The organism is Pseudodesulfovibrio sp. 7M6, assembly GCF_050058625.1.
Classification (GTDB): domain Bacteria; phylum Desulfobacterota; class Desulfovibrionia; order Desulfovibrionales; family Desulfovibrionaceae; genus Pseudodesulfovibrio; species Pseudodesulfovibrio salinus.
Genome location: NZ_CP188816.1, coordinates 1982291 through 2002449, shown reverse-complemented (window position 1 = coordinate 2002449; position 20159 = coordinate 1982291). Strand labels below are relative to the sequence as shown.

Here is a 20159-nt window from a genome sequence, read left to right as displayed (position 1 = left end):
ACTTCATGAGCAAGGATACGTTGACTATCGGCGGGCTGGAGTTGACCAGCCGACTTTTTATCGGCACAGGCAAATATCGGGACGATTCCCTTATCCCCGGTGTGTGCGAAGCCTCCGGATCCCAGGTTATCACCGTGGCATTGCGCCGGATTGATCTGGAATCCGCAACCGGCAATGTGATGGACTGCATCCCGAAAAACATGCAGTTGCTGCCCAATACCTCGGGCGCGCGGACTGCGGACGAGGCCGTGCGTATAGCCCGTTTGGCCAAAGCCATGGGATGCGGCGACTGGATCAAGATAGAGGTCATTTCAGATAATCGCTATCTGCTGCCCGACGGCTATGAAACTGCCAAGGCCACGGAAATACTCGCCAATGAGGGATTCGTGGTGCTGCCGTATATCAATCCAGATCTCTATGTGGCCCGCTCGCTGGTTGATGCCGGTGCCGCCGCCGTCATGCCGCTCGGCTCGCCCATTGGTTCCAACCGGGGCATCAAGACCCGCGAGATGGTGCGCATCCTTGTGGAGGAGATCGATCTGCCCATTGTGGTGGATGCCGGAATCGGCCGCCCCAGCGAAGCGTGTGAAGCCATGGAGATGGGCGCGGATGCCTGCCTGGTCAATACCGCCATTGCCACGGCCGACGATCCTGTCGCCATGGCCAGGGCGTTCGGCATAGCTGTCCAGGCCGGGCGTGATGCCTATCTTTCCGGGCCGGGTGCTCGGTCCGGTTCAGCTGTGGCATCTTCGCCGCTCACCGGCTTCCTGGATTCGGAGGCTGCGGCATGAGCTTTTATTCTACCTGTACCGAGTGGATGAACGGGGGACTGGACGAACGCATTGCGGCCATGACCGAAGTGGATGTCCGGCGTGCCCTTGTTGCGGACAATCCCGGTCCTCTCGACTTGCTGGCCATGCTCAGCCCTGCGGCCACGCCGCATCTGGAGGCCATGGCGCAGAAGGCGAGCCGCCTGACCCTTCAGCATTTCGGGCGGACTATCCATCTGTTCACTCCGCTTTATCTCTCCAACTTCTGCAACAATCACTGCGTTTATTGCGGTTTCAATTCCAAGAACCGTATCCCGCGCAGCCAGTTGACGCTGGAAGAGGTGGAGGTCGAGGCCAAGGCCATTGCCTCTACCGGCCTGAAAAATCTGTTGATCCTTACCGGCGACTGCCGGGCTAAGGCGGGGCCGGACTATCTGCGCGATTGTGTCACGGTCCTGCGCAGCTATTTCCCCTCGGTATCCATCGAGATTTACGCCATGGAAGAGGGGGAGTATGCCGCTCTGGCTGCCGAGGGCGTGGACGGCATGACCATGTTTCAGGAAACGTACGACGAAAAGCTTTATCCCACGCTGCACCCGCGTGGTCCCAAGAGCGACTTTCGTTTCCGTCTGGACGCACCGGAGCGGGCGTGCCGGGCCGGAATGCGTGTGGTCAACATCGGTGCCTTGCTCGGCTTGGCGGACTGGCGGCACGATGCCTTTTTGACCGGCCTGCACGCGGGCTGGCTCATGGATCGGTACCCCGAGGTGGACATTGCGACCTCGCTGCCGCGTATGCGTCCCCATGCCGGGGCCTATCAGCCAGCCACCGTGGTTTCGGACCGGGATTTGGTGCAGGTGCTGCTGGCCATGCGCATCTATCGGCCCCGCCTGGGCATCACCATCTCCACCCGCGAGGCGCCCGCTTTTCGCGAGAATCTTCTGCCGCTCGGCGTTACCCGGGTTTCGGCCGGAGTTTCCACGGCAGTGGGCGGTCATGCGGAAAAGGACGGGGAAGACGAGAGCGTCGGGCAGTTCGAGATCAGCGATGGCCGTAGTGTGGACGAGATGTGTGCCGTATTGCGCGAGCGCGGTTTTCAGCCTGTTTTCAAGGACTGGGAGCCGATTCTCGCCGGGCGGGGGGCTGCATGAACCTGGCCGAGCAGGGCATGGTTCGATACCTCGGTCCGGAGCGTCTGGCCCATCTCCAGTCCGTGACCCTCGGCATAGCCGGGGCGGGCGGGCTTGGGTCCAACTGCGCCATGCATCTGGTGCGCAGCGGCTTCAAGCGGTTCGTCATCGCGGATTTTGACGTGGTGGAGCCGTCCAACCTGAACCGTCAGGCATACCGCATGGATCAGGTCGGTCTACCCAAGGTGGACGCCCTGGCCACCAACATGCGGCAGGTTAATCCCGATACCGAGGTCGAGGCACATCGCCTTCGGCTGACTGCGCAGAATACCCGTGAGTTGTTTGTCGGGTGCGACGCCGTGATCGAGGCCTTGGACGAACCGTCGGCCAAGGCAACGATGGCGGAGATATTCTGGAGTGGGGACATCCTGTTCGTTACCGCTTCGGGGATGGGCGGGGTCGGCAATTCCGATGCCCTGGTCTGCCGAAAGGTGCGGGACAACGTGTGGCTTGTCGGTGACGGCAAGACTACGTGTGACGACGAGCATCCGCCATTTTCCCCCCGCGTGGGCGTTGTTGCTGCAAAACAGGCGGACGTGGTGCTCGGTCATTTTCTGGACCGGTTCGCAAACGGAGGTTGTTGATGGAGAAAAAGGAGATTACACGACAGAACATACTGGATACCGACCTCTACTGCCTGACCGCCGAGAAGTTCTCGAACGGGCGTAGCAACGTGGAGGTGGTGCGGGCCATGCTCGACGCCGGTATCCGGTTGGTCCAGTACCGTGAAAAGGAAAAGAAAACCGGTGCCAAGTACGCCGAGTGCCTGGAATTGCGCCGGATGACCCGGGAAGCCGGAGCCGCCTTTATCGTCAATGACGACATTGATCTGGCCATGATGGTCGGGGCGGACGGCGTGCATATCGGGCAGGAAGATTTTCCGGTCCAGGCCGTGCGGCGGCTGGTGGGCGAGGACATGGCCATCGGTCTGTCCACGCATTCCCCGGCGCAGGCACGGGCAGCGGTGGAGAGCGGGGCGGACTACATCGGTGTCGGGCCGATCTTCCGCACCTTCACCAAGGACGACGTGGTGGACCCGGTAGGGTTTGAATATTTGGAGCACGTGGTGGCCGAGTGGGACATTCCCTTCGTGGCCATTGGCGGCATCAAGGAACACAATGTGGCCGATGTGGTCCGACGCGGCGCGCGCTGCGTGGCCCTGGTCACCGAAATAGTCGGCGCGGACGACATTGGTGGAACCATTGCCGCCCTGCGCCAAGAAATGCAATCCGCAAAGGAGTAAGTCATGCAAGAGTATACCACGCAGATGGATGCGGCCCGGAAGGGTATCGTCACCCCCCAGATGGAGGCTGTGGCCCGCAAGGAAAACATGCCCATCGAAACGCTGATGGAGCGCATGGCAAAAGGAACGGTGATCATCCCGGCCAACAAGAATCACAAGAATCTCGACCCCGAAGGCGTGGGCGAGGGGATGCGCATCAAGATCAACGTCAACCTCGGCATTTCCAAGGATTGCTGCAATATTGACGCTGAAATGGAAAAGGTTCAGGCCGCCCTGGACATGAAAGCCGAGTCCATCATGGACCTGAGCTGCTTCGGCAAGACCCGTGAGTTCCGGCAGCGTCTCATCGAGACGTCTCCGGCCATGATCGGCACCGTGCCCATCTATGACGCCGTCGGCTTCTACGACAAGAACCTGCAGGACATCACTGCTGACGAGTTCTTCGACGTTGTGCGCAAGCATGTGGAGGACGGCGTCGACTTCCTGACCATCCATGCAGGCCTGAACCGCCATGCCGCCGAAAAGGTCAAGCTGGGGGAACGGATGATGAACATCGTTTCCCGCGGTGGTTCGCTGCTCTTCACCTGGATGGAGATCAACAAGCAGGAAAATCCGTTTTACGAGCACTTCGACCGGTTGCTGGACATCTGCGAGGAGTATGACGTTACCTTGAGCCTCGGCGACGGATGCCGCCCCGGCTGCCTGCATGACGCCACCGACGCCTGCCAGGTGGAGGAACTGATCAATCTGGGCGAACTGACCAAGCGCGCTTGGGAGCGCAATGTGCAGGTCATGATCGAAGGCCCCGGCCACATGGCCATGAACGAGATCGCGGGCAACATGATGATGGAGAAGCGCTTGTGCCACAACGCGCCGTTCTACGTCCTTGGTCCGCTGGTTACGGACGTGGCTCCGGGCTACGATCACATCACCTCGGCCATTGGCGGAGCTATCGCCGGTGCGGCCGGTGCCGACTTCCTGTGTTACGTCACCCCGGCCGAGCATCTGCGTCTGCCTTCCCTGGACGATATGAAGGAAGGCATCATTGCCACCCGCATAGCGGCCCATGCCGCGGATATCGCCAAGGGATACCCCGGAGCGCGCGACTGGGACGACCAGATGGCCAAGGCCCGTCTGGAGCTGGACTGGGATGCCCAGTTCAAGCTGGCCATTGATCCGGTCCGGCCCGTGGAGTACCGCGAGTCCTCCAAGCCGGAACATAGTGATTCCTGCACCATGTGCGGCAAGATGTGCGCCGTGCGCAACATGAACCGCGTGCTTGAGGGCAAGGATATCCAGCTCGACGACTAGGCGCGGAATAGATGAAAAAAAGGCCCGGCGAACTTCTGTTCACCGGGCCTTTTTCATTGATTGTTTATCGTTTGTAGCCGTAGACGGCGTATACCGGATCGCTGACTCCGCGTGTTTCGATGAAACGGGGATCATCCTTTGGCCGCCAGTCGTTGCGGATGCTGACGGTTCCGGCTTTAAAGTCCAGCCCGGCGCGGCGAAGATATTCCAGCACCAGCCCCATGCGTTCGAATTGGTGCAGGTCAGTCCAGCCGCGAAGGACGCTTGCTGAGTCCCATTGGTCAGTGAAGAAAATAATGACGGGGGCGCCCGGTTGCAGGCGGTCAGCCACGTTTTGCAGCAGATCTTCCGGTTGTTGCTCGTATTCGAAAGTCTGAACGGCCACGGCCGCATCAAATGATCCGGAGGCGAGGGGGCATTCCGCCGTTATGTCCAGCACCTTCATGCCGGGGGAGATCAGTCGGTTGCGGACTGTCTCCATGTTTTCCCTGGCCTTGGCATCCGGCATCGGTGGAATCGGCCGGGTTTCGTTTTCGTTTTGGCGGTTGAAGAAATCCGGCGTGAAGAAATCCGTGGGCCGCCCCTTGTACCGCGTCTGCATACCCGGTCCCCAATCACAGGTAGCTTCGCGCCAATGCGTCAGCGATCCGTATGTTCCCCGGTCCCGTTGTTCCAGGTATTGGATGCGGGCCTCGATGGTTATGGGAATGAGGGCCAGCGGATGGTTCAGGTCGGCGATAAAGGCGTCGTCCTCAAGCCCGACAAGGCGAAACGGCGTCAGGGTATCGGGGTAGACATCAAGCAGACCGTCGATATGTCCCTGGGGATAGAAACGGCCTGTCCTGGGAATGATGGGCTGTGCATGGATGTCCTTTTTACGCAACCGGCGCAACGGCAGGTGAAGGACTTTGCTTTCGCGAAAACGGGGAATGCAGTAGCGGGGTTCGTAGGGCAGGGTGACGGACTGGCCGGTGCTCATGCCTTCAAGGGCTTCCCGCATACCTTGGGGGAAAATATCGTTGACCGGGTTGAACTTGCGGCCGATGTACCGTTCTTCGTGGCGTATGCCGTCTTTTTCCCAGCTTACGGAGAATTCCAGTGCGCCGATTGTGTCGTTGCAAAAGCGGAGCATGGTACGGCGGTCCCTTTAATAGGTGTTAAGGTCCGGCAGGCGGTAGCCCCATTTTTCGTATATGGCGCTGAGCTTGCCCTCCCTGAAGAGGCGAAGCATCCCTTCTTCATACATTTCTCTTATCTTGTGTGCCCGAGGAGTGGTGTTGAAGAGGGGAAAGTATGTTCTCGTACCCACTTGCTTTATGGTAAATTGGGAGCTGTCGTAGGCTATGGAGTTCTCTTTTAAGGATCCCTTAATCAGCGCCAGGTCATCCACATAGAAATCCGCTCGATTCATGAGAATCATCGAGACCGCTTGTACTCCGGTCAGCACTTCACGGAGATTGACCGGGACAGGAAAATCGGCGGCGGAGTAGTACCCCGGTTGGACAAGGATCTCCTTGCCCAACAATGTTGTATTCCCTTGCCATGTCCCAATGTGTGTCTTGTTGTAGAAGGCAAAGAAATCATTTTGATAGAGAGGGTAGCGGGCCAGCTTGAGCGATTGGGGCTTCGCAATGTTGCAGATCATCATGTCCGCGTCGCCGTCCTGTACCAGCTCCTCGGCCCGGTTCGAGGTCGCGTATTCGTGTCGCACGGATATGTCGTAAAGGGCAAAGACACTGCGGAGCACCTCGTGGTAGAGGCCGCTCCCATCACTGTTTGTTAAGGTGTTCCAGGCAGGGCTGGTTGTTACGACTTCCTTGACGATAAACGCCGAGGCGGCCGATGGGATTAGCAACAGGAAAAAAAGAGGGGATAGCAGGCGTAATGTCATCAGTTATCCAGGTTGGGGGACGCGATGCTCTTGAGATGATGCGGGGTTATTAAATCAATTCAGCGAAAGCGTCCAGACCGTTGGCGAATTATCGAAGCGTAATGTCGTGCTCTCTATCGCCCCTCCTATGACAGGAAAAAGCCGCCCGTCACTGCCGGGCGGCTTGAACAGGGCCGGTTAATTTCCCAGCGCCGCCTTGTAGGGATCGGCTCCGGCGGCGGCGATTTTTTTTGCCAGTGATGCCTGGCCGCTGAATTTGCCCAATTCCTTGATGCAGGCGAGCTTGGCATCCATATCCATTTGGACGAGTTTCCAGGACATCTTTACTCTCGAAATAAAGAAGAGCGGATTGTTCTTGCCCCCCTTGGGATTCATATCCGCACTGGTGACGCCGGTGAAGGCCTGGGATTTATCCCAGTCGAACCCTATGAAAAGACCGTCGCAGACATTTTTGTTCTGATTGACCCGCATGGCAATAAGAGTGGGGGCCACTCCGTCCTTGGCTACCGCCTTGGCTGCATCCGGGACCAGCATGGAATAGGAGCCGTGCTTACCCATGGTCGCCCCGTAGGCTGACTGGAGGGCGTCCATGGCGCAGATTGGGGGGGCGCCCACAAATGTGTATTTGTCTCCGGGACCAAGCGGAAGGTGTTTTTCCAGGTAGGCCTTGGCAATGAACCCTGCGTTCAGCCCTGGGCAGAAGTGGTCGTGCAGTTCCGCTCCTTTGAGCATGGGCCAGGGGGCGCCGACAACCCAGGAAAGCGAGATGGACGATACGGAAAACAGGCGGGAACCGACAAGGCCTTTGGCTGCCGCTGCCCAGACTTCCGGCCTGAAGATGCCGGCAGGGGAAAGATCCAGCTTCTGTTGAGCGAACCCGTCGGGGGTGAGTTTGATAAATACCGCCTGTTGATTGTCTTTTCGCACCATGGCGAACCAGAGTGGTTCGAAGCACGGTGTATTGACCAGAAGCAGGGTGTGCGTGCCGGGAGTGCGTTCCGTGACCTTGGTCACCACGCCCAGAAAAGCTTCGGTGGAAGTTTGATCGGCTTGTCCGTAACCGGCGTTTGTCAGGACCATGAATCCGGATTGATCCGCTTTGACGCCGATGGCGGCCATGCCGTCGGACAGGGCGGAAGCAGCCGTTTCCATGCGAGGTGTCCATTTGAGAGCGTTGGATGCGGAAAAAGCGGAGGTCGCAAAGACCACCATTACAAGGGTGGTGGCCAGGATTAGTTGGATTCTTTTCATACTCAATAGCTCCATATTAAATTTAAGATAGTATCTGCGTTACGTATATTTTTTTAATATTAGTAGCAACTTCTGCCCTGCGATTCTGACGTCCAAAAAAGGGCCGGAAATGCTCCGGTGTGAACTCCCGGTGACAGGGAAAATAAAAATGTCGAGCGGGTGCATTTTTTCTGTTTACGCTGCCTTCGTATGAGATTATTTGCTTGCCACGATTTTGCGAAACGTTTCATTTGGATGCAAAAATCGACCAATTATCTGGAGGCCTTACTATGAGCCCCAAGCCTGGGACGGATTCCGTCCCCCCTGATTCCCTTCAATTCCGACAGGCCGTCGCCGACGATCTGAATTTCCTTCTCAAGCTGGAACAGGCCAGTTTCGGCAAGGCGCGCCGCAGCTCGCGTGAAAGTTTGCGGCACAGTATTGCGAGCCGAAACCAGATGGTGATCATGGCCGAATGCCGTGGGCGCAAGCGCTGTATGCATCCGGTCGGGGCGGCCGTGGTCTTCATGTATCGCCGTTCTCTGCGCATCTATTCCCTGGCGGTGGAAAGCACTCACCGCATGATGGGAGTGGGTGAGGCGCTGATGCAGCATATTCTCGATTTTGCCACGAGCCATGGCTACGAGCGCATAAGCCTGGAGGCCGATGCTGCCAACGCGCGTCTGGTGGAGTGGTACCGGAGGCTTGGATTCGAGCCGCAGCGGCCGCTGCCCGACTACTACGGACCTGAGGAACCCGCTCTGCGCATGGTCCGCATGTTGGGCGGAAAGGGAGCCATTTCCGAGCGTATCGTCGTGGTCGTGGACGATCCTGCCCTTGCGGGCAAATGTGTGCCCGAGGTTCATTTTTGCTCTGCGGCGGATTATCTTTCGGATACCAATTACGCCAACTCGAATCGGTTTCACGTTCTTAACCTGTGCGGCTCGCACAAGACACATTCTATCGGCTACTATGTTTCCCTGCTGGCCTCGGCCCGCAATCACCGGGTGACGCCTTCCGTCATGGCCGTGAAGGACGCGACGACGACTATGCTTGCCCAGAGCCTGCTGGACGAGATTCGCGACAACCTCCTTGAAAAACTGCCGGTGGCCGCCGGGACCCATTTTGAGATGACCTGCATTCTGGGCCAAAGCCCGGAGTCCGAGTTCAATGATCTGGCCCGCAAGCTTTTCGCCCTGTTCTCGATTCCCTTCTTCACCATCACGCTGGACAAGCAAGGCACCTGGAAGATCAAGAAGATCAAGCTGCTCAAGCTCAAACAGGTGGCAAAGAGCCATCCGGACCTGCTTCGGGATGCTTTGACGCATTATTTCGTCAAGAAACGGTACAATCGGCAGCGGCTGCGCAACTACAAATATGATCTGGCCATTCTGGCAGACTGTAACGAAGCGACCCCTCCTTCCTGCCCGAAAGCCCTGGAGCGGTTCCGCAGTGCGGCGGAGCGGGCCGGTTTCTTCGTGGAGTTCATCACCAAGGCGGACCATCGCCGTATCTGCGAATTTGACGCGCTCTTTATCCGCGAAACAACGGCCATGGAAAATCACACCTATGCCATGGCGCGTCATGCCTATACGGAAGGGCTGGTCGTCATCGATGATCCCTGGTCCATCATGCTGTGCTCCAATAAGGTTTACCTGCAAGAGCGTCTGGCCGGGGCCGGGGTCAACCAGCCCCGTGGCTGGCTCCTGACGCACAAGGCCTGCCCGACCTCGTTTTTGAAGACGCTTCCTGTCCCGTTGGTGCTCAAGCTGCCGGAAAGTTCATTTTCCCTTGGAGTCTTTCTGGTTCATACCCATGAGGAGCTGGAAGCCAAGCTGGAAGAAATGTTCAAGCAGACAGAACTTGTCATTGCCCAGGAGTTTCTGGTTTCGGACTATGACTGGCGCATAGGCGTGCTGGACAACAAGCCGCTTTATGCCTGCAAGTACTACATGGCCCGCAACCATTGGCAGATCTACAACTGGCAGGAACGCGGTTCGGCTGAGGAGTTCTCCGGCCGGTCCGAGACGTTGCCCGTTGAGGAGGCTCCGGCCCATGTGGTCAAGGCCGCGGTTACCGCCTCTTCCCTGATCGGTAACGGGCTGTACGGCGTGGACATCAAGGAAATCAACGGCAAGGCCTACGTTATCGAGGTCAACGACAATCCGAGCATCGATGCGGGGATCGAGGATGAATACCTCGGCGACGAGCTGTACGACCGCATTATGCGCTCCATTTACAATCGTATTGAAACAGAGCGGCATCAGGTCCGCTATCTCTATTAATCAGGAGAAATAACCGTGATCCATCCGAATACGGTTGTTCGCAGTGTTTCGCCGGAGATCGGCCTGGGGGTTTTTGCCACTGAGCCCATCCCGTGCGGCACCATTGTCGTGGTCCGCGACGGGTACGACATTTGCCTTTCGCAGGAAGAGTATTGCTGCCTGTCCGACTCTGTCCGGGCTTCCATGGAAACCTATATGTACCATGACCGTTGCGGCAATCTGGTCCTTAGTTGGGATCATGCCCGGTACATGAATCATAATTGCCACAGCAATACCATGATGACGGCCTATAACCTGGAAATCGCGGTGCGAGACATCGCCGCCGGCGAGGAAATGACCACGGAGTACGGCCTGCTCAACATTCAGCAGCCCTACGAGATATTCTGCGGCTGCGAAAATTGTCGGGGTCGTTTGCGGCTGGATGACATCGAAGTGTATGGCGACGAGTGGGATCGGCTCATTCACCACGGCCTGGCAAGCATTCCGAAAGTGGCTCAGCCGCTGCTTTCGATGATAACCGGTGCGGATCGAGATCGGTTGGATTCGTTCCTCGCCGGCAACTCGGACTATGCCTCCATCAAGACGTTGCAATGGCAGGCTTGCGAAGGGCAACTGTAGCAGAAGGGCGCCAAAGATGCTGGTTGGAAGCACTGGCACCAATTGGCCGCATGGTCGGGCCGTTTATACTGCTTTTTTTGAAGGGGCCGGAAAGTTCTCATCTGGTTTTTCGCATGTTCCTGCCGTGGGGCTTAGATGAGGAACCAGAGAATCGAAGGAATGACGGCGTCTTCAACTCTCTGCGGGGAGGCGAGGCTGCATCTTCCTCCCTTGTTGCACACGTTTATTTTATGGCAAAGGGGGGCGTTTCTTTGCCTGATGCTGTTGCCGTCCCTTCTGACGGACAACGCCCTGGCCCGGCAGAACAAGGTCCTCGTCATCCAGAGCTAGGATCGGGAACCGGATTGAACCCGGCAGTGCTATGTGGGCATTACGGGCGTTGACCGGCAAGGCCGATATCACGACTTTCTATCTCAATACGAAGTGGCTTGCACCGTCTCTATATCAGCAGAAGGCGGATGAGGCCCTAACGTTTTTTCATCGCATAAAACCGGATGTGGTCATGCTAAGGGACGACAATGCCCTTTGGGATGAGTGTCGGAGCATGGTTCGAAAGGCGGGCGAGTTTGATGTCGTTGTGATGCCTGTCTTCCACACTCTGAAAGATGGTTCCGGGGCACGTTCCCTATCATGAAGTCGTATTCTGGACGTCCTTGAATTGTCCTGTGCCCGTCTTCGCAACTCAGGATTACGCCGTGGGGGATGGGTGTGATCGCGGCCTACGCGGTCTATGGAGAAGAGCACGGCTATCTGGCTGGACAAATGGTATCCCGCTTGTTGGAAGGGGAGCCCGCGCGTCAGTTTTCAGTCCAGGACGACCCGCAGGGAATTTCCGTTTTCAACAAACATCAGCTGGATCGTTATGGCTTGGTAATACCCGATGCCATTTTGCAACCGCGCCGGGGATCGCCCGCGTATCGATTTCCGGGGGAATGTCCGTGACGCTCGGCGGCGACAGCGACAAGGAACCGGAACCCTACTCCCCCCAGGCCCTTGCGATTCTCCATTCCCACATACGACTTCCGATCATCAGGAACTGTAGATGAAATTGCTACCCAGAAATATATTCTTCAGCAATGTTAATTATCATCCTAGAACGAACAGGCCCAATCATATGTGCCTGTTGAAGTTGTGACTCTGTTAATTTAAGCACATCGCCAACCGTTTCCGCAGAAAAAACTGTATACACTCTCTCATTTAAGAAATCAGACATTGGCAAAACTTGAATTGGATCATTAAGAAGGTCTTTTAAAACCTCGTTAATAGTAAATCTTGCACCACATATAGGACAAAAATCGCCATCAGCATTTCTCAGGTGACCATTGGGACATGACTCCTGTGCTGGATTTTCGTCAACCAACTGCTGAAATCTATCATCAGAGGCATAAAACTCTCTGTAATCTGCAATGCTAAGCTTTTTAATTGCTTTAGCAGGATTACGGCTATAAATACTATGAAAAATTTTATCATTTGCAGCTACTGCAAGATTCAGTGAATACCTTCGAGACTGCCTCCGCTTTGAAATTTTAACTACGCTTTTATCAAATACATATCCTGAATATTCTAGCAAAGAAAGAGCCTTCTTAATCTTGTGTGGCACAAGCTCTTCAATTGTAAAATACACTGTTTGAATCTTGGGATTGGCTCCTTTTCCCTCATTTTTCTTCTGCAACTCAGGAACTAGATGTCCTTTCACTAGTTCCATCCCTAAATCAATATGCGATGCAAATCGAGGAAGCCTCTTCTTCAATCCAAGATGATAATTTACAAGCTCCTTCGATACATAATCATTTGATGCGGCCAACGCGCTTCGTTTTGAAATCTCTTTACTGGCCAGCATTTTAGATGCTGTATGCAAGAACATCCTTGGATTTCCATTGCTCAATAAGATTAGCGTGTCTAATGCAGCGCCACGATCAACAAATTTACGAAACTTCGCTGGCGGCAATCGTTTCTGCAATAATTCTCTAAAATGCTTGATTAACTGCCCACGAGCTGGCGCTCGATTTTCCTCAATAGAACTAGTTGAAATCAAAATGGCATCCTGACCAATTTCAAAATTACCTCCATAACTGGTGATGCCTGGGTAAACAGCAGCTTTTACCGATACAATATCGCCATGAAGCAGTTTAAAAAACTCAAAAAAAGTTTCTTGTTGTCGCTCGTTGAATGTGTGAGCCGCTTCATCGAACAAAAAAACTACGCGACTAATATTATTATCTGCAGCAATTTCACGCATGAAATCGGAAACAAAATCCACATTCGTATAATTCTCAACTCCTCGCTCTTTTAGGCGACTAATTATCTCTTTTCTAACTTCTTCAGTCGCTGCATTTGATAGAGCTTGCAAATCTCGAATCGTATCCTCAATTGAGTTCTCTCCACCCCTCGTAGAAATATCAAAAAGCCTTTCATACCTATCTTTAATTTGAGAAGACGGAATAGCACTTAGCGCTCTGCTTTTCTTGTAAAAAGCATCTAGTAACTTTGCAACTACCCAACAAAGAAATGGATTATATCCAAATTCGTCTGTTGATGTTTCCATGAGTAAAGCCGCTTTGAAATTTACATAAACTCCCAATTCTTTATTTTGAACAAATGCTGCATCAAGTTCTAGCTCCGCCTTTTTAAACAAAGTCGACTTACCAACACCTCGCGGCCCTTCAAGAATATGTGCACCAGGCCCTTTTATCCTATCAATAAGCTCACGCTCTCTTTTGGTCTCAGAGAAACACTCTAAAAACTTATCATCAGTGAAGTCTTCTGCTCGCGCGAGGTCGATCAAGCTTTCGTCATAATGCCTAGCGTTACTCATCTATTTTCTCCAATTGCGGAACTTCTTCCAGAATATCTGGATAGCACTCAACTCGCATCCTTAACAATCGAACAAGTGAAGTGGTAAAATTATCTGCCAACCTACTAAAAGCATCCACATTAACAGGATCACCTGCGTTTGCTGCATAAAGGAATTTATACTTTCCATGTACCCGTTCACTAAGCTCGCGATATGACTTCTGTAGCAACCGATTAATCTCAGAAATACTATCTGTTGCCCCGACTCCTTCAGAAGCAATTGCCATGTAATCTGCAGTGCAAATCAACTCCCGAACATCAGAAAAAGACATGTCGTGCTTATGGTCTTGATTCGCAGCATTCGCCCACGCTCCCAACTCGACCCTATGGTCAACGAAATAAATGTAATATAAACCTAATTCCAAAGCTGCTCTTGCAACAACACTGGCCGATTTAAATTGCCCTCCTGCCGCTAAGACACACGCGACATGCATATCTAAAAAAAATTCATCTATAATACGCTCTAAAATGTCTTTACTTGCATTGTCTAGCTTGACATTTAGACGCGTCCCAATGTCAACGAATATATTGCAATTGTTCACTATTATCACAAGTTTTTTATGTTTTTCGTCATCTAAACTCTCACAGTCGGTAAGAATTTTTTGTGCTATGCTAACTAATTGTGACATGCTTCACCACTTTTGTAATTGGGGGCAATTATGAAATATCGATAGTTGACTGACAATGCTTGCAAATCTTTGCCTCGGCAAGCACAGGCTCTGCACAGGAAGGGCACTTCACGTACTTCCCGCCACCCGCCTTAATTGGCGAAAGATAAGCAAACAGCAAACCGAAGAGGTTAAAAAAGAAGCCAATGAGAAACCACAAGAATGCGCTTCGCCCTTTATTAGCCGCGACTCTAGCTGTCCAGATCGGCACGAAGAAAACGATGGCGAGGACGAGCAAGAAAATCAGAAGCTCACCAAAATCTAGTCCAAACATAGCGCCCCCTAATTATGTTTCCATTGGCCTATAACTCTGATTTGTTTGTCGTACAAGTAAGATAGATCAACTCTGTTGTCTTTCCTTAGGAGGAGAGGGGGGGGGCGATGACAGATTGGTTGTTAGTGAAATGTTAGCTGAAAAAGAAAAAGGACTCAGTTCTTGCGAACTAAGTCCTTGATTTCTCTGGTAGCGGGGAGAGGATTTGAACCTCTGACCTTCGGGTTATGAGCCCGACGAGCTACCAACTGCTCCACCCCGCGTCACTGTGGAAAGGGTTCTAGGTGGATGAGCCGGGTTTGTCAACCGATTATTTTTAGACAATGAAAAAAAAGTCGCTTTGCCCCGCATTTCGTTTCGGATATGATCCTTGGGAGACCTACTGCTTGTTTACTTTGTCGGGTAAATTCCGTAATTCAATGCGCCTATGAGCAACAAAGAAAAATTTTCCGTGATCCTGCCCGTGTTTAATGAGCGGGATAATCTGAATACGCTGTTTGCGGAGATCAAACGTGCGGCGGATTCCACCGGGCGGCCTTGGGAGGCTGTTTTTGTGGATGATTGCAGCACGGACGGGTCGCTGGACATCATTCGTTCCCTGGCGGAGGCCAACCCGGAGATCCGTTACGTGGCCTTCGAGGAGAACAGGGGGCAGTCCGCCGCGTTCTGTGCCGGATTCGATGCCGCGGAGTCGGGCATTGTCGTTACCATGGATGCCGACCTGCAGAACGACCCGGCCGACATCCCTGCCATGCTCGAAATGTTCGGCCAGGAATGCGAGATGGTCATCGGCTGGCGCGCTCGGCGCAAGGATACCTTTATCAAACGTATATCCTCCCGCATCGCAAACAAAATCCGCGACGCCATTGTGGACGATGGCGTGCATGACACCGGCTGTTCCCTGAAGGTCATGCAGGCCGATATGGCACGGGCGTTGCCCCGCTTCAAAAACATGCACCGCTATCTGCCCATTCTGATGAAGACGGCCGGGGCGCGTATTCGCGAGGTCAAGGTGAACCACCGCGAGCGCGGAGCCGGTATCTCCAAGTATGGCACTCTGGACCGTGCGTTGGCCGGGATTTGGGATCTCATCGGCGTCAAATGGCTCATCACCCGGCACATCGGCTATACGGTCAAGGAAAAGAAGTAGATCATGCGTCTGCCCGCCTTTTGGTGGCTGTTGGCCATTACGGTATTGGGGCAGGGCGTTTTTTTTCTCAGGCGGGCTTTCCTTTGGCTGCGAGGCCGTACAGCGGGCTCAATGGGGCGCCAAGAAGGCGGAGTTCTTGCCTTCTCGGTGTTGGCCGGACTTGCCTATGGAGTGGTACAGAGCGATCCCGTGTTTGTGGTCGGGCAGGTGTGCCTCATGATTTTTTACTACCGCATGTGGCGGGAGAACGATGACGGATAAAGGAAGAAGCGGAAACGGTGGTGTGCGCGCCGCCATAAAGGGCTTGGTCATGCTGGCCGGTCTTGTGCTGGCCGTGTACCTGGTTCGGTTTATGGGCGTTGACGACATGCTCAAGGATACCAAGTGGTTCAATGAACATGTCCTTGGCTCCGGCCCACTCTCGGTAGTTATTTTCCTCGTTGTCGGCGCAGTGTTCACCGGCGTCGGGTTGCCGCGCCAGCTGGTAGGATTTCTGGGTGGTTTCGCCTTTGGCGTGGCTGGCGGGACTATACTTTCCACGCTCGCCTCGGGGTTGGGGTGCGCGCTGTCCGCAGGGTATGCCCGTTGGGGTGGGCGCGATCTCGTGGCCCGCAAGCTGGGCGGACGCATCATGAAGCTCGACGGCTTCCTGCGTCATCGTCCGTTCAAGACCGCCTTGGCCATCCGTCTGTTTCCGCTCGGCAGCAATGTTTTGACCAATCTGGCGGCAGGGGTCAGCTCCATTCCGCTTATGCCGTTTTTTCTCGGTTCCACCGTCGGCTATATACCGCAGAATTTCATTTTTGCCCTGTTTGGTGCTGGCATGAACCGTGAGTCCACGCTGGGCGTGGCGCTTTCCGTATCCATGGGTGTCATCCTGTTCGGCGTGTCCATATGGATCGGGCTGGCCGTTTTTAGCAGCTATCGAAAAGAGGCGGCCGAGGCCGGTTTCAATGTGCCGGATGAAGAGTAGTTTTCTTCTGGAAATAGCGGGATAATCCATATTCCCAGATAAGCCAGACCGCGCAGCCGACGACCACGCCGAGTAGCCAGCCCGCCAGCACGTCCGTTGGATAGTGCTTTCCCAGATATACCCGCGAGTACCCCACCAGGAGTGGGAGCAGCAGGGGCCAGCGTTTCAGGCCCGGCCACAGCAGCATGATCAGCACGGACAAGCACATGGAGTTTGCCGCATGGGCCGAGGGATAGGAGTTGCCATGTTCCTTGGTTTGCTTGAAATCCGGTGCACGGCGTGCCCAGAACCCGTGGGCGTGATGATAGGTTCCAGCCACGGCGTTGAGCGGGCGGACCCGGTTGACCTGATTTTTTATCATCCCGGTGCTGAAATCGGAGAGGCCCATGCCGATGAGCAGGATGAGGAAAAACAGCATTTGCCTTTTGCCCAGACGCCACATGGAAAAGATTAGAGCCAGGACCAGCACTATGAACAGGGCTGTCTTGGAGGAAAGAACGGGCATGATGACGTCAAAGAAAGAACAGCGCCAATCCTGATTGATGAGCAGCAAGAGGTGCAGATCTATGGCTGGGGTTTGGAAAAACATGGAACTCCTTGCGGGCTGCGATTTTTCGAGTTCATAGCGTCCTTTGTCTCTGGCCGCAACGGCTGCGCTTGTCAAAGCGGGCAAATTCGTTCACAAGGAGGTCCCATGAATCCGAAAAGTGAAAGAAAGCGGCTGGCTCTGACCATGCCGAGACTGAGCCGCTACGGCGGTGCGGAGTCTTTTGCCTGGCGGCTTGCCGAGGCCCTGGGGGCGCGTGGTCACGAGGTCGATTTTATCTGTGCCCGGTGCGAGACCGAACCTCCCGCAGGGGTACACCCCATCACCTTGGGACGATTCGGTGGATTGCGGCTGATAAAGACCCTCTGGTTTGCCCTTGAAGCGGACAGGGCGGTCAAACGGGGCGGCTATGATCTGGTGGTCGGACTCGGCAATACCGTGAATCAGGACATCCTGCGCATCGGCGGCGGCCCCATCACCGTATTTCAGCAGTTGTCCAAACGTGCCTGGCCTGCCGGTTTCGCCCGTGGATTCAAGATGCTGCGGCGTCGGATGGCCCCGGTCAACTGGGTTATCCGCTGGCTGGACGACGCCCGTATGCGCCGTACAAAGCGTATCGTCTGCGTCTCACATCTCGTTCGCGACTGGGTGGTGCAGGCGCATCCGCATCTCAAAGCCTCCGATATCGACGTTATTTACAACCGACCGGACCTGGACAGGTTTGCCCGTGTCTCGGAAGCAGAGCGGGAGGCACTTCGGCAGGAGGTCGGGATAGAGGCGGATCGGGTCGTCGTCGGCACAGCGGCAACAAATTTTGCGCTCAAGGGCGTGCGCTATCTCATAGAGGCGTTGGCCGGATTGCCCGAAAATTTCGAATTGCATGTGGCCGGGGGGCGGCATGCGGCCAAGTATCTGCGGCAGGCGCGTGCTCTTGGGGTGGAGGACCGGGTCCATTTTCTCGGCAAGGTGGACGACATGCGCTCGTTCTACGGGCGTACGGATATTTTCGTCCTGGCGACCTTTTATGACGCCTGCTCCAATGCTGTTTTGGAGGCGCTGGCCTGCGGCTGCCGTGTGGCGTCCAGCGCATTGAACGGCAGTGCCTATTTTCTTCCGGAAAAGTGGATTTTCCCCGATCCCTCGGATGTGGGGGAATTGACGCGCGTGCTGAAGCGGATTGCGGATGAAGATCGCCCGGAACCGTTTGTTTGGCCGGAGGATATTCCTTCCGGGCTCGGTCCCTATGTGGAGATGATCGAGTCCATGCTCGCCTCAAAATAAAAAGCCGGGTTTCCCCGGCTTTTCGCTATTGATTCTTTAAGAAATTGTCGAAGTATTCGACGGTTTTTATTAAGCCGTCCCGAAGCGGAATTTTCGGTTCCCAGCCCATGGCCTGTTTGGCAAAGGTAATGTCCGGCTTACGCTGCATCGGATCATCTGAAGGCAGTGGCTTGTAGACGATTTTTGACTTGGAGCCGACCAGTTCGATGACGGCCTTTGCCAGTTCCAGGATGGTGAATTCACCCGGATTGCCCAGATTCATGGGGCCAATGCAATCGTCCGGGGTCTTTTCCATGAAGCCGACGATGCCGTCCACCAGATCGTCCACATAGCAGAAGCTGCGGGTCTGCTCGCCTTTGCCGTAGACGGTTATGTCTTCACCGCGCAATGCCTGGACCACGAAGTTGGAAACCACGCGGCCGTCGTCCATGGCCATGCGGGGGCCGTAAGTATTGAAGATGCGGCCGACCTTGATGCGCAGGTTGTGCTGGCGATTGTAGTCGAAGAACAGCGTTTCGGCGCAACGCTTGCCCTCGTCGTAGCAGGAGCGTAGGCCAATGGGGTTTACATTGCCCCAGTAAGATTCCGGCTGCGGATGGACTACCGGGTCGCCGTAGACCTCACTTGTGGAGGCCTGGAAAATCTTGGCCTTGATGCGCTTGGCGAGCCCCAGCATGTTGATGGCACCATGTACGCTTGTCTTAGTGGTTTGAACCGGGTCGTGCTGGTAGTGGATGGGAGAGGCCGGGCAGGCCAGGTTGTATATCTCGTCCACTTCAACATAGAGGGGGAACGTAACATCGTGCCGGATGACTTCGAAATAGGGATTGTCCAGCAGATGCAGGATGTTGTCCTTGCGGCCGGTGAAGAAGTTATCCACGCAGATGACTTCCCGTCCCATGCTGAGCAGACGCTCACAGATGTGGGAGCCAAGGAATCCGGAACCGCCGGTGACGAGAACTCTTTTATTTTTCATGGGCGGAATCTTGCAGCAAAGTTTCAGCTTGTCAATAAGGCTTGTGATTTGAATTAGCTTTCGAATAGTTGCGATTATGGATGCTTTTTTTGATTCAAGACAGCTGCTGTGGAAAAGTAAAGTGAAGCTGACGGTTGACGGGGGATGGCGGGCGTGAGAATTAACTTTTATAGCAAAATATATACGGAGACTGTAAGTGATCGTAAAAATACGTGAATGTTTGGAAGGTGCGAAGAAGGCAAAAGGGCTGGCCGTGATTATCGATGTCTTCCGGGCCTTTTCCGTCGCCTGCTATGCTGTGGATAACGGGGCTGACGATTATTATGCTGTGGGGAAAGTCGAGACGGCTCGGGCTCTGGCCGGGGAAAAACAGGCTGTTTTGTTGGGTGAGAGGGACTGCATCAAGGTCGAGGGATTCGACTACGGTAACTCGCCGACAGAGATAGAACATGCGGATTTTTCCGGTCGCACGCTGGTGCACACGACCAGCGCCGGGACGCAGGGGCTTGTTTCCAGCAGCGGTGCGGATGAAGTGCTGACAGGTTCTTTTGTCAACGCCGGGGCCATTGTGGAATACATTCGCAGCAAGAACCCGGAAGAGGTCACTCTGGTGGCAATGGGAACGGCCGGGACCATGCGGGCACAGGAAGACATGATGTGTGCCATGTATATCAAGAATGAATTGGACGGCTATCCCAACAGCTTTGAGACATTAAAGAAATTCTTGGCCGGTGTGGACAGTGCCGAGAAGTTCTTTGATGAATCCAAGGACTATGCCCCGGAGAGGGATTTTGAATTATGCATGAATTTGGACGCCTTCAACTTCGTGCTTCGGGCGCATCCGGAAGCCGACGGGGTGGTTCGTCTGGAAAAGGTAGCGGTTGTCGGAGTCTGATCTC

The 20159-nt window shown here is 54.7% G+C and carries 21 protein-coding genes and 1 tRNA gene; 13 read left to right on the top strand and 9 right to left on the bottom strand.

Going from position 1 to position 20159, the window contains the following annotated elements; translation table 11 throughout:
* The first annotated feature begins 5 nt into the window (after window positions 1-5).
* The 5 genes from ACI0FG_RS09610 to thiC are packed head-to-tail and all read left to right on the top strand — an operon-like array spanning window position 6 to window position 4514.
* On the top strand, window positions 6-791 hold the full coding sequence (locus tag ACI0FG_RS09610; protein WP_419788321.1) for a thiazole synthase: 786 nt from the start codon (window positions 6-8) through the stop codon (window positions 789-791).
* Entirely contained in the window at window positions 788-1921 is a 1134-nt protein-coding gene (gene thiH, locus ACI0FG_RS09605; protein WP_419788320.1) for a 2-iminoacetate synthase ThiH, read from the top strand. The genes ACI0FG_RS09610 and thiH overlap by 4 nt, the downstream gene beginning before the upstream one ends.
* Complete coding sequence (gene thiF, locus ACI0FG_RS09600) at window positions 1918-2544, top strand: sulfur carrier protein ThiS adenylyltransferase ThiF (protein ID WP_419788319.1); 627 nt, start codon at window positions 1918-1920, stop codon at window positions 2542-2544. The genes thiH and thiF overlap by 4 nt, the downstream gene beginning before the upstream one ends.
* Window positions 2544-3203: a thiamine phosphate synthase gene (gene thiE, locus ACI0FG_RS09595; RefSeq protein ID WP_419788318.1), complete on the top strand. Its 660-nt coding sequence runs from the start codon at window positions 2544-2546 to the stop codon at window positions 3201-3203. Before thiF ends, thiE begins: the two co-directional genes overlap by 1 nt.
* Window positions 3204-3206: 3 nt before the next feature.
* Window positions 3207-4514 (top strand): phosphomethylpyrimidine synthase ThiC, encoded by a 1308-nt coding sequence (gene thiC, locus ACI0FG_RS09590; protein ID WP_419788317.1) that lies wholly within the window; start codon window positions 3207-3209, stop codon window positions 4512-4514.
* 64 nt (window positions 4515-4578) lie between these two features.
* On the opposite strand, the gene ACI0FG_RS09585 is transcribed toward thiC, so the two are convergent.
* The 3 genes from ACI0FG_RS09585 to ACI0FG_RS09575 all read right to left on the bottom strand — a co-directional run bounded on the left by ACI0FG_RS09585 (window position 4579) and on the right by ACI0FG_RS09575 (window position 7656).
* On the bottom strand, window positions 4579-5646 hold the full coding sequence (locus ACI0FG_RS09585) for a methyltransferase domain-containing protein (RefSeq protein ID WP_419788316.1): 1068 nt from the start codon (window positions 5644-5646) through the stop codon (window positions 4579-4581).
* Between the two features lie 15 nt (window positions 5647-5661).
* Complete coding sequence (locus tag ACI0FG_RS09580) at window positions 5662-6405, bottom strand: substrate-binding periplasmic protein (protein WP_419788315.1); 744 nt, start codon at window positions 6403-6405, stop codon at window positions 5662-5664.
* Window positions 6406-6582: 177 nt separating this feature from the next.
* Complete coding sequence (locus ACI0FG_RS09575) at window positions 6583-7656, bottom strand: FmdE family protein (RefSeq protein WP_419788314.1); 1074 nt, start codon at window positions 7654-7656, stop codon at window positions 6583-6585.
* Window positions 7657-7925: 269 nt separating this feature from the next.
* On the opposite strand from ACI0FG_RS09575, the gene ACI0FG_RS09570 reads away from it, so the two are divergent.
* The 3 genes from ACI0FG_RS09570 (at window position 7926) to ACI0FG_RS09560 (ending at window position 11480) form a co-directional block, all read left to right on the top strand.
* Entirely contained in the window at window positions 7926-9920 is a 1995-nt protein-coding gene (locus ACI0FG_RS09570) for a GNAT family N-acetyltransferase (RefSeq protein ID WP_419788313.1), read from the top strand.
* Window positions 9921-9935: 15 nt separating this feature from the next.
* Window positions 9936-10538, top strand: coding sequence for an SET domain-containing protein (locus ACI0FG_RS09565; protein ID WP_419788312.1), 603 nt, complete (start codon window positions 9936-9938; stop codon window positions 10536-10538).
* A gap of 702 nt (window positions 10539-11240) precedes the next feature.
* Window positions 11241-11480, top strand: coding sequence for an ABC transporter substrate binding protein (locus ACI0FG_RS09560; RefSeq protein ID WP_419788311.1), 240 nt, complete (start codon window positions 11241-11243; stop codon window positions 11478-11480).
* Window positions 11481-11589: 109 nt separating this feature from the next.
* Here ACI0FG_RS09560 and ACI0FG_RS09555 read toward each other — a convergent pair whose 3' ends face one another.
* The 4 genes from ACI0FG_RS09555 to ACI0FG_RS09540 form a co-directional block, all read right to left on the bottom strand.
* On the bottom strand, window positions 11590-13353 hold the full coding sequence (locus ACI0FG_RS09555; protein WP_419788310.1) for a hypothetical protein: 1764 nt from the start codon (window positions 13351-13353) through the stop codon (window positions 11590-11592).
* Window positions 13346-14020: a hypothetical protein gene (locus ACI0FG_RS09550; RefSeq protein WP_419788309.1), complete on the bottom strand. Its 675-nt coding sequence runs from the start codon at window positions 14018-14020 to the stop codon at window positions 13346-13348. The genes ACI0FG_RS09555 and ACI0FG_RS09550 overlap by 8 nt, the downstream gene beginning before the upstream one ends.
* A 28-nt stretch (window positions 14021-14048) precedes the next feature.
* Window positions 14049-14333 carry a hypothetical protein gene (locus ACI0FG_RS09545; protein WP_419788308.1) on the bottom strand — a complete coding sequence of 95 codons (285 nt, stop codon included), beginning with the start codon at window positions 14331-14333 and terminating at the stop codon, window positions 14049-14051.
* A 187-nt stretch (window positions 14334-14520) separates the two neighbouring features.
* Window positions 14521-14596: transfer RNA gene (locus ACI0FG_RS09540), tRNA-Met, on the bottom strand.
* Between the two features lie 164 nt (window positions 14597-14760).
* Here ACI0FG_RS09540 and ACI0FG_RS09535 point away from each other — a divergent pair.
* From ACI0FG_RS09535 to ACI0FG_RS09525, 3 genes are all read left to right on the top strand, one after another.
* Window positions 14761-15483 (top strand): glycosyltransferase family 2 protein, encoded by a 723-nt coding sequence (locus ACI0FG_RS09535; RefSeq protein WP_419788307.1) that lies wholly within the window; start codon window positions 14761-14763, stop codon window positions 15481-15483.
* A 111-nt stretch (window positions 15484-15594) separates the two neighbouring features.
* Entirely contained in the window at window positions 15595-15744 is a 150-nt protein-coding gene (locus ACI0FG_RS09530) for a hypothetical protein (RefSeq protein WP_419788306.1), read from the top strand.
* On the top strand, window positions 15734-16456 hold the full coding sequence (locus ACI0FG_RS09525) for a TVP38/TMEM64 family protein (protein WP_419788305.1): 723 nt from the start codon (window positions 15734-15736) through the stop codon (window positions 16454-16456). Before ACI0FG_RS09530 ends, ACI0FG_RS09525 begins: the two co-directional genes overlap by 11 nt.
* On the opposite strand, the gene ACI0FG_RS09520 is transcribed toward ACI0FG_RS09525, so the two are convergent.
* Entirely contained in the window at window positions 16434-17045 is a 612-nt protein-coding gene (locus ACI0FG_RS09520) for a phosphatase PAP2 family protein (protein ID WP_419788304.1), read from the bottom strand. The genes ACI0FG_RS09525 and ACI0FG_RS09520 overlap by 23 nt on opposite strands.
* 105 nt (window positions 17046-17150) lie before the next feature.
* Here ACI0FG_RS09520 and ACI0FG_RS09515 point away from each other — a divergent pair, with 105 nt between their 5' ends.
* Entirely contained in the window at window positions 17151-18284 is a 1134-nt protein-coding gene (locus ACI0FG_RS09515) for a glycosyltransferase family 4 protein (RefSeq protein ID WP_419788303.1), read from the top strand.
* A 25-nt stretch (window positions 18285-18309) separates the two neighbouring features.
* On the opposite strand, the gene ACI0FG_RS09510 is transcribed toward ACI0FG_RS09515, so the two are convergent.
* Window positions 18310-19260, bottom strand: coding sequence for a UDP-glucuronic acid decarboxylase family protein (locus tag ACI0FG_RS09510; protein WP_419788302.1), 951 nt, complete (start codon window positions 19258-19260; stop codon window positions 18310-18312).
* Window positions 19261-19456: 196 nt separating this feature from the next.
* Here ACI0FG_RS09510 and ACI0FG_RS09505 point away from each other — a divergent pair, with 196 nt between their 5' ends.
* Window positions 19457-20155 (top strand): 2-phosphosulfolactate phosphatase, encoded by a 699-nt coding sequence (locus tag ACI0FG_RS09505; protein WP_419788301.1) that lies wholly within the window; start codon window positions 19457-19459, stop codon window positions 20153-20155.
* Window positions 20156-20159: the final 4 nt, after the last annotated feature.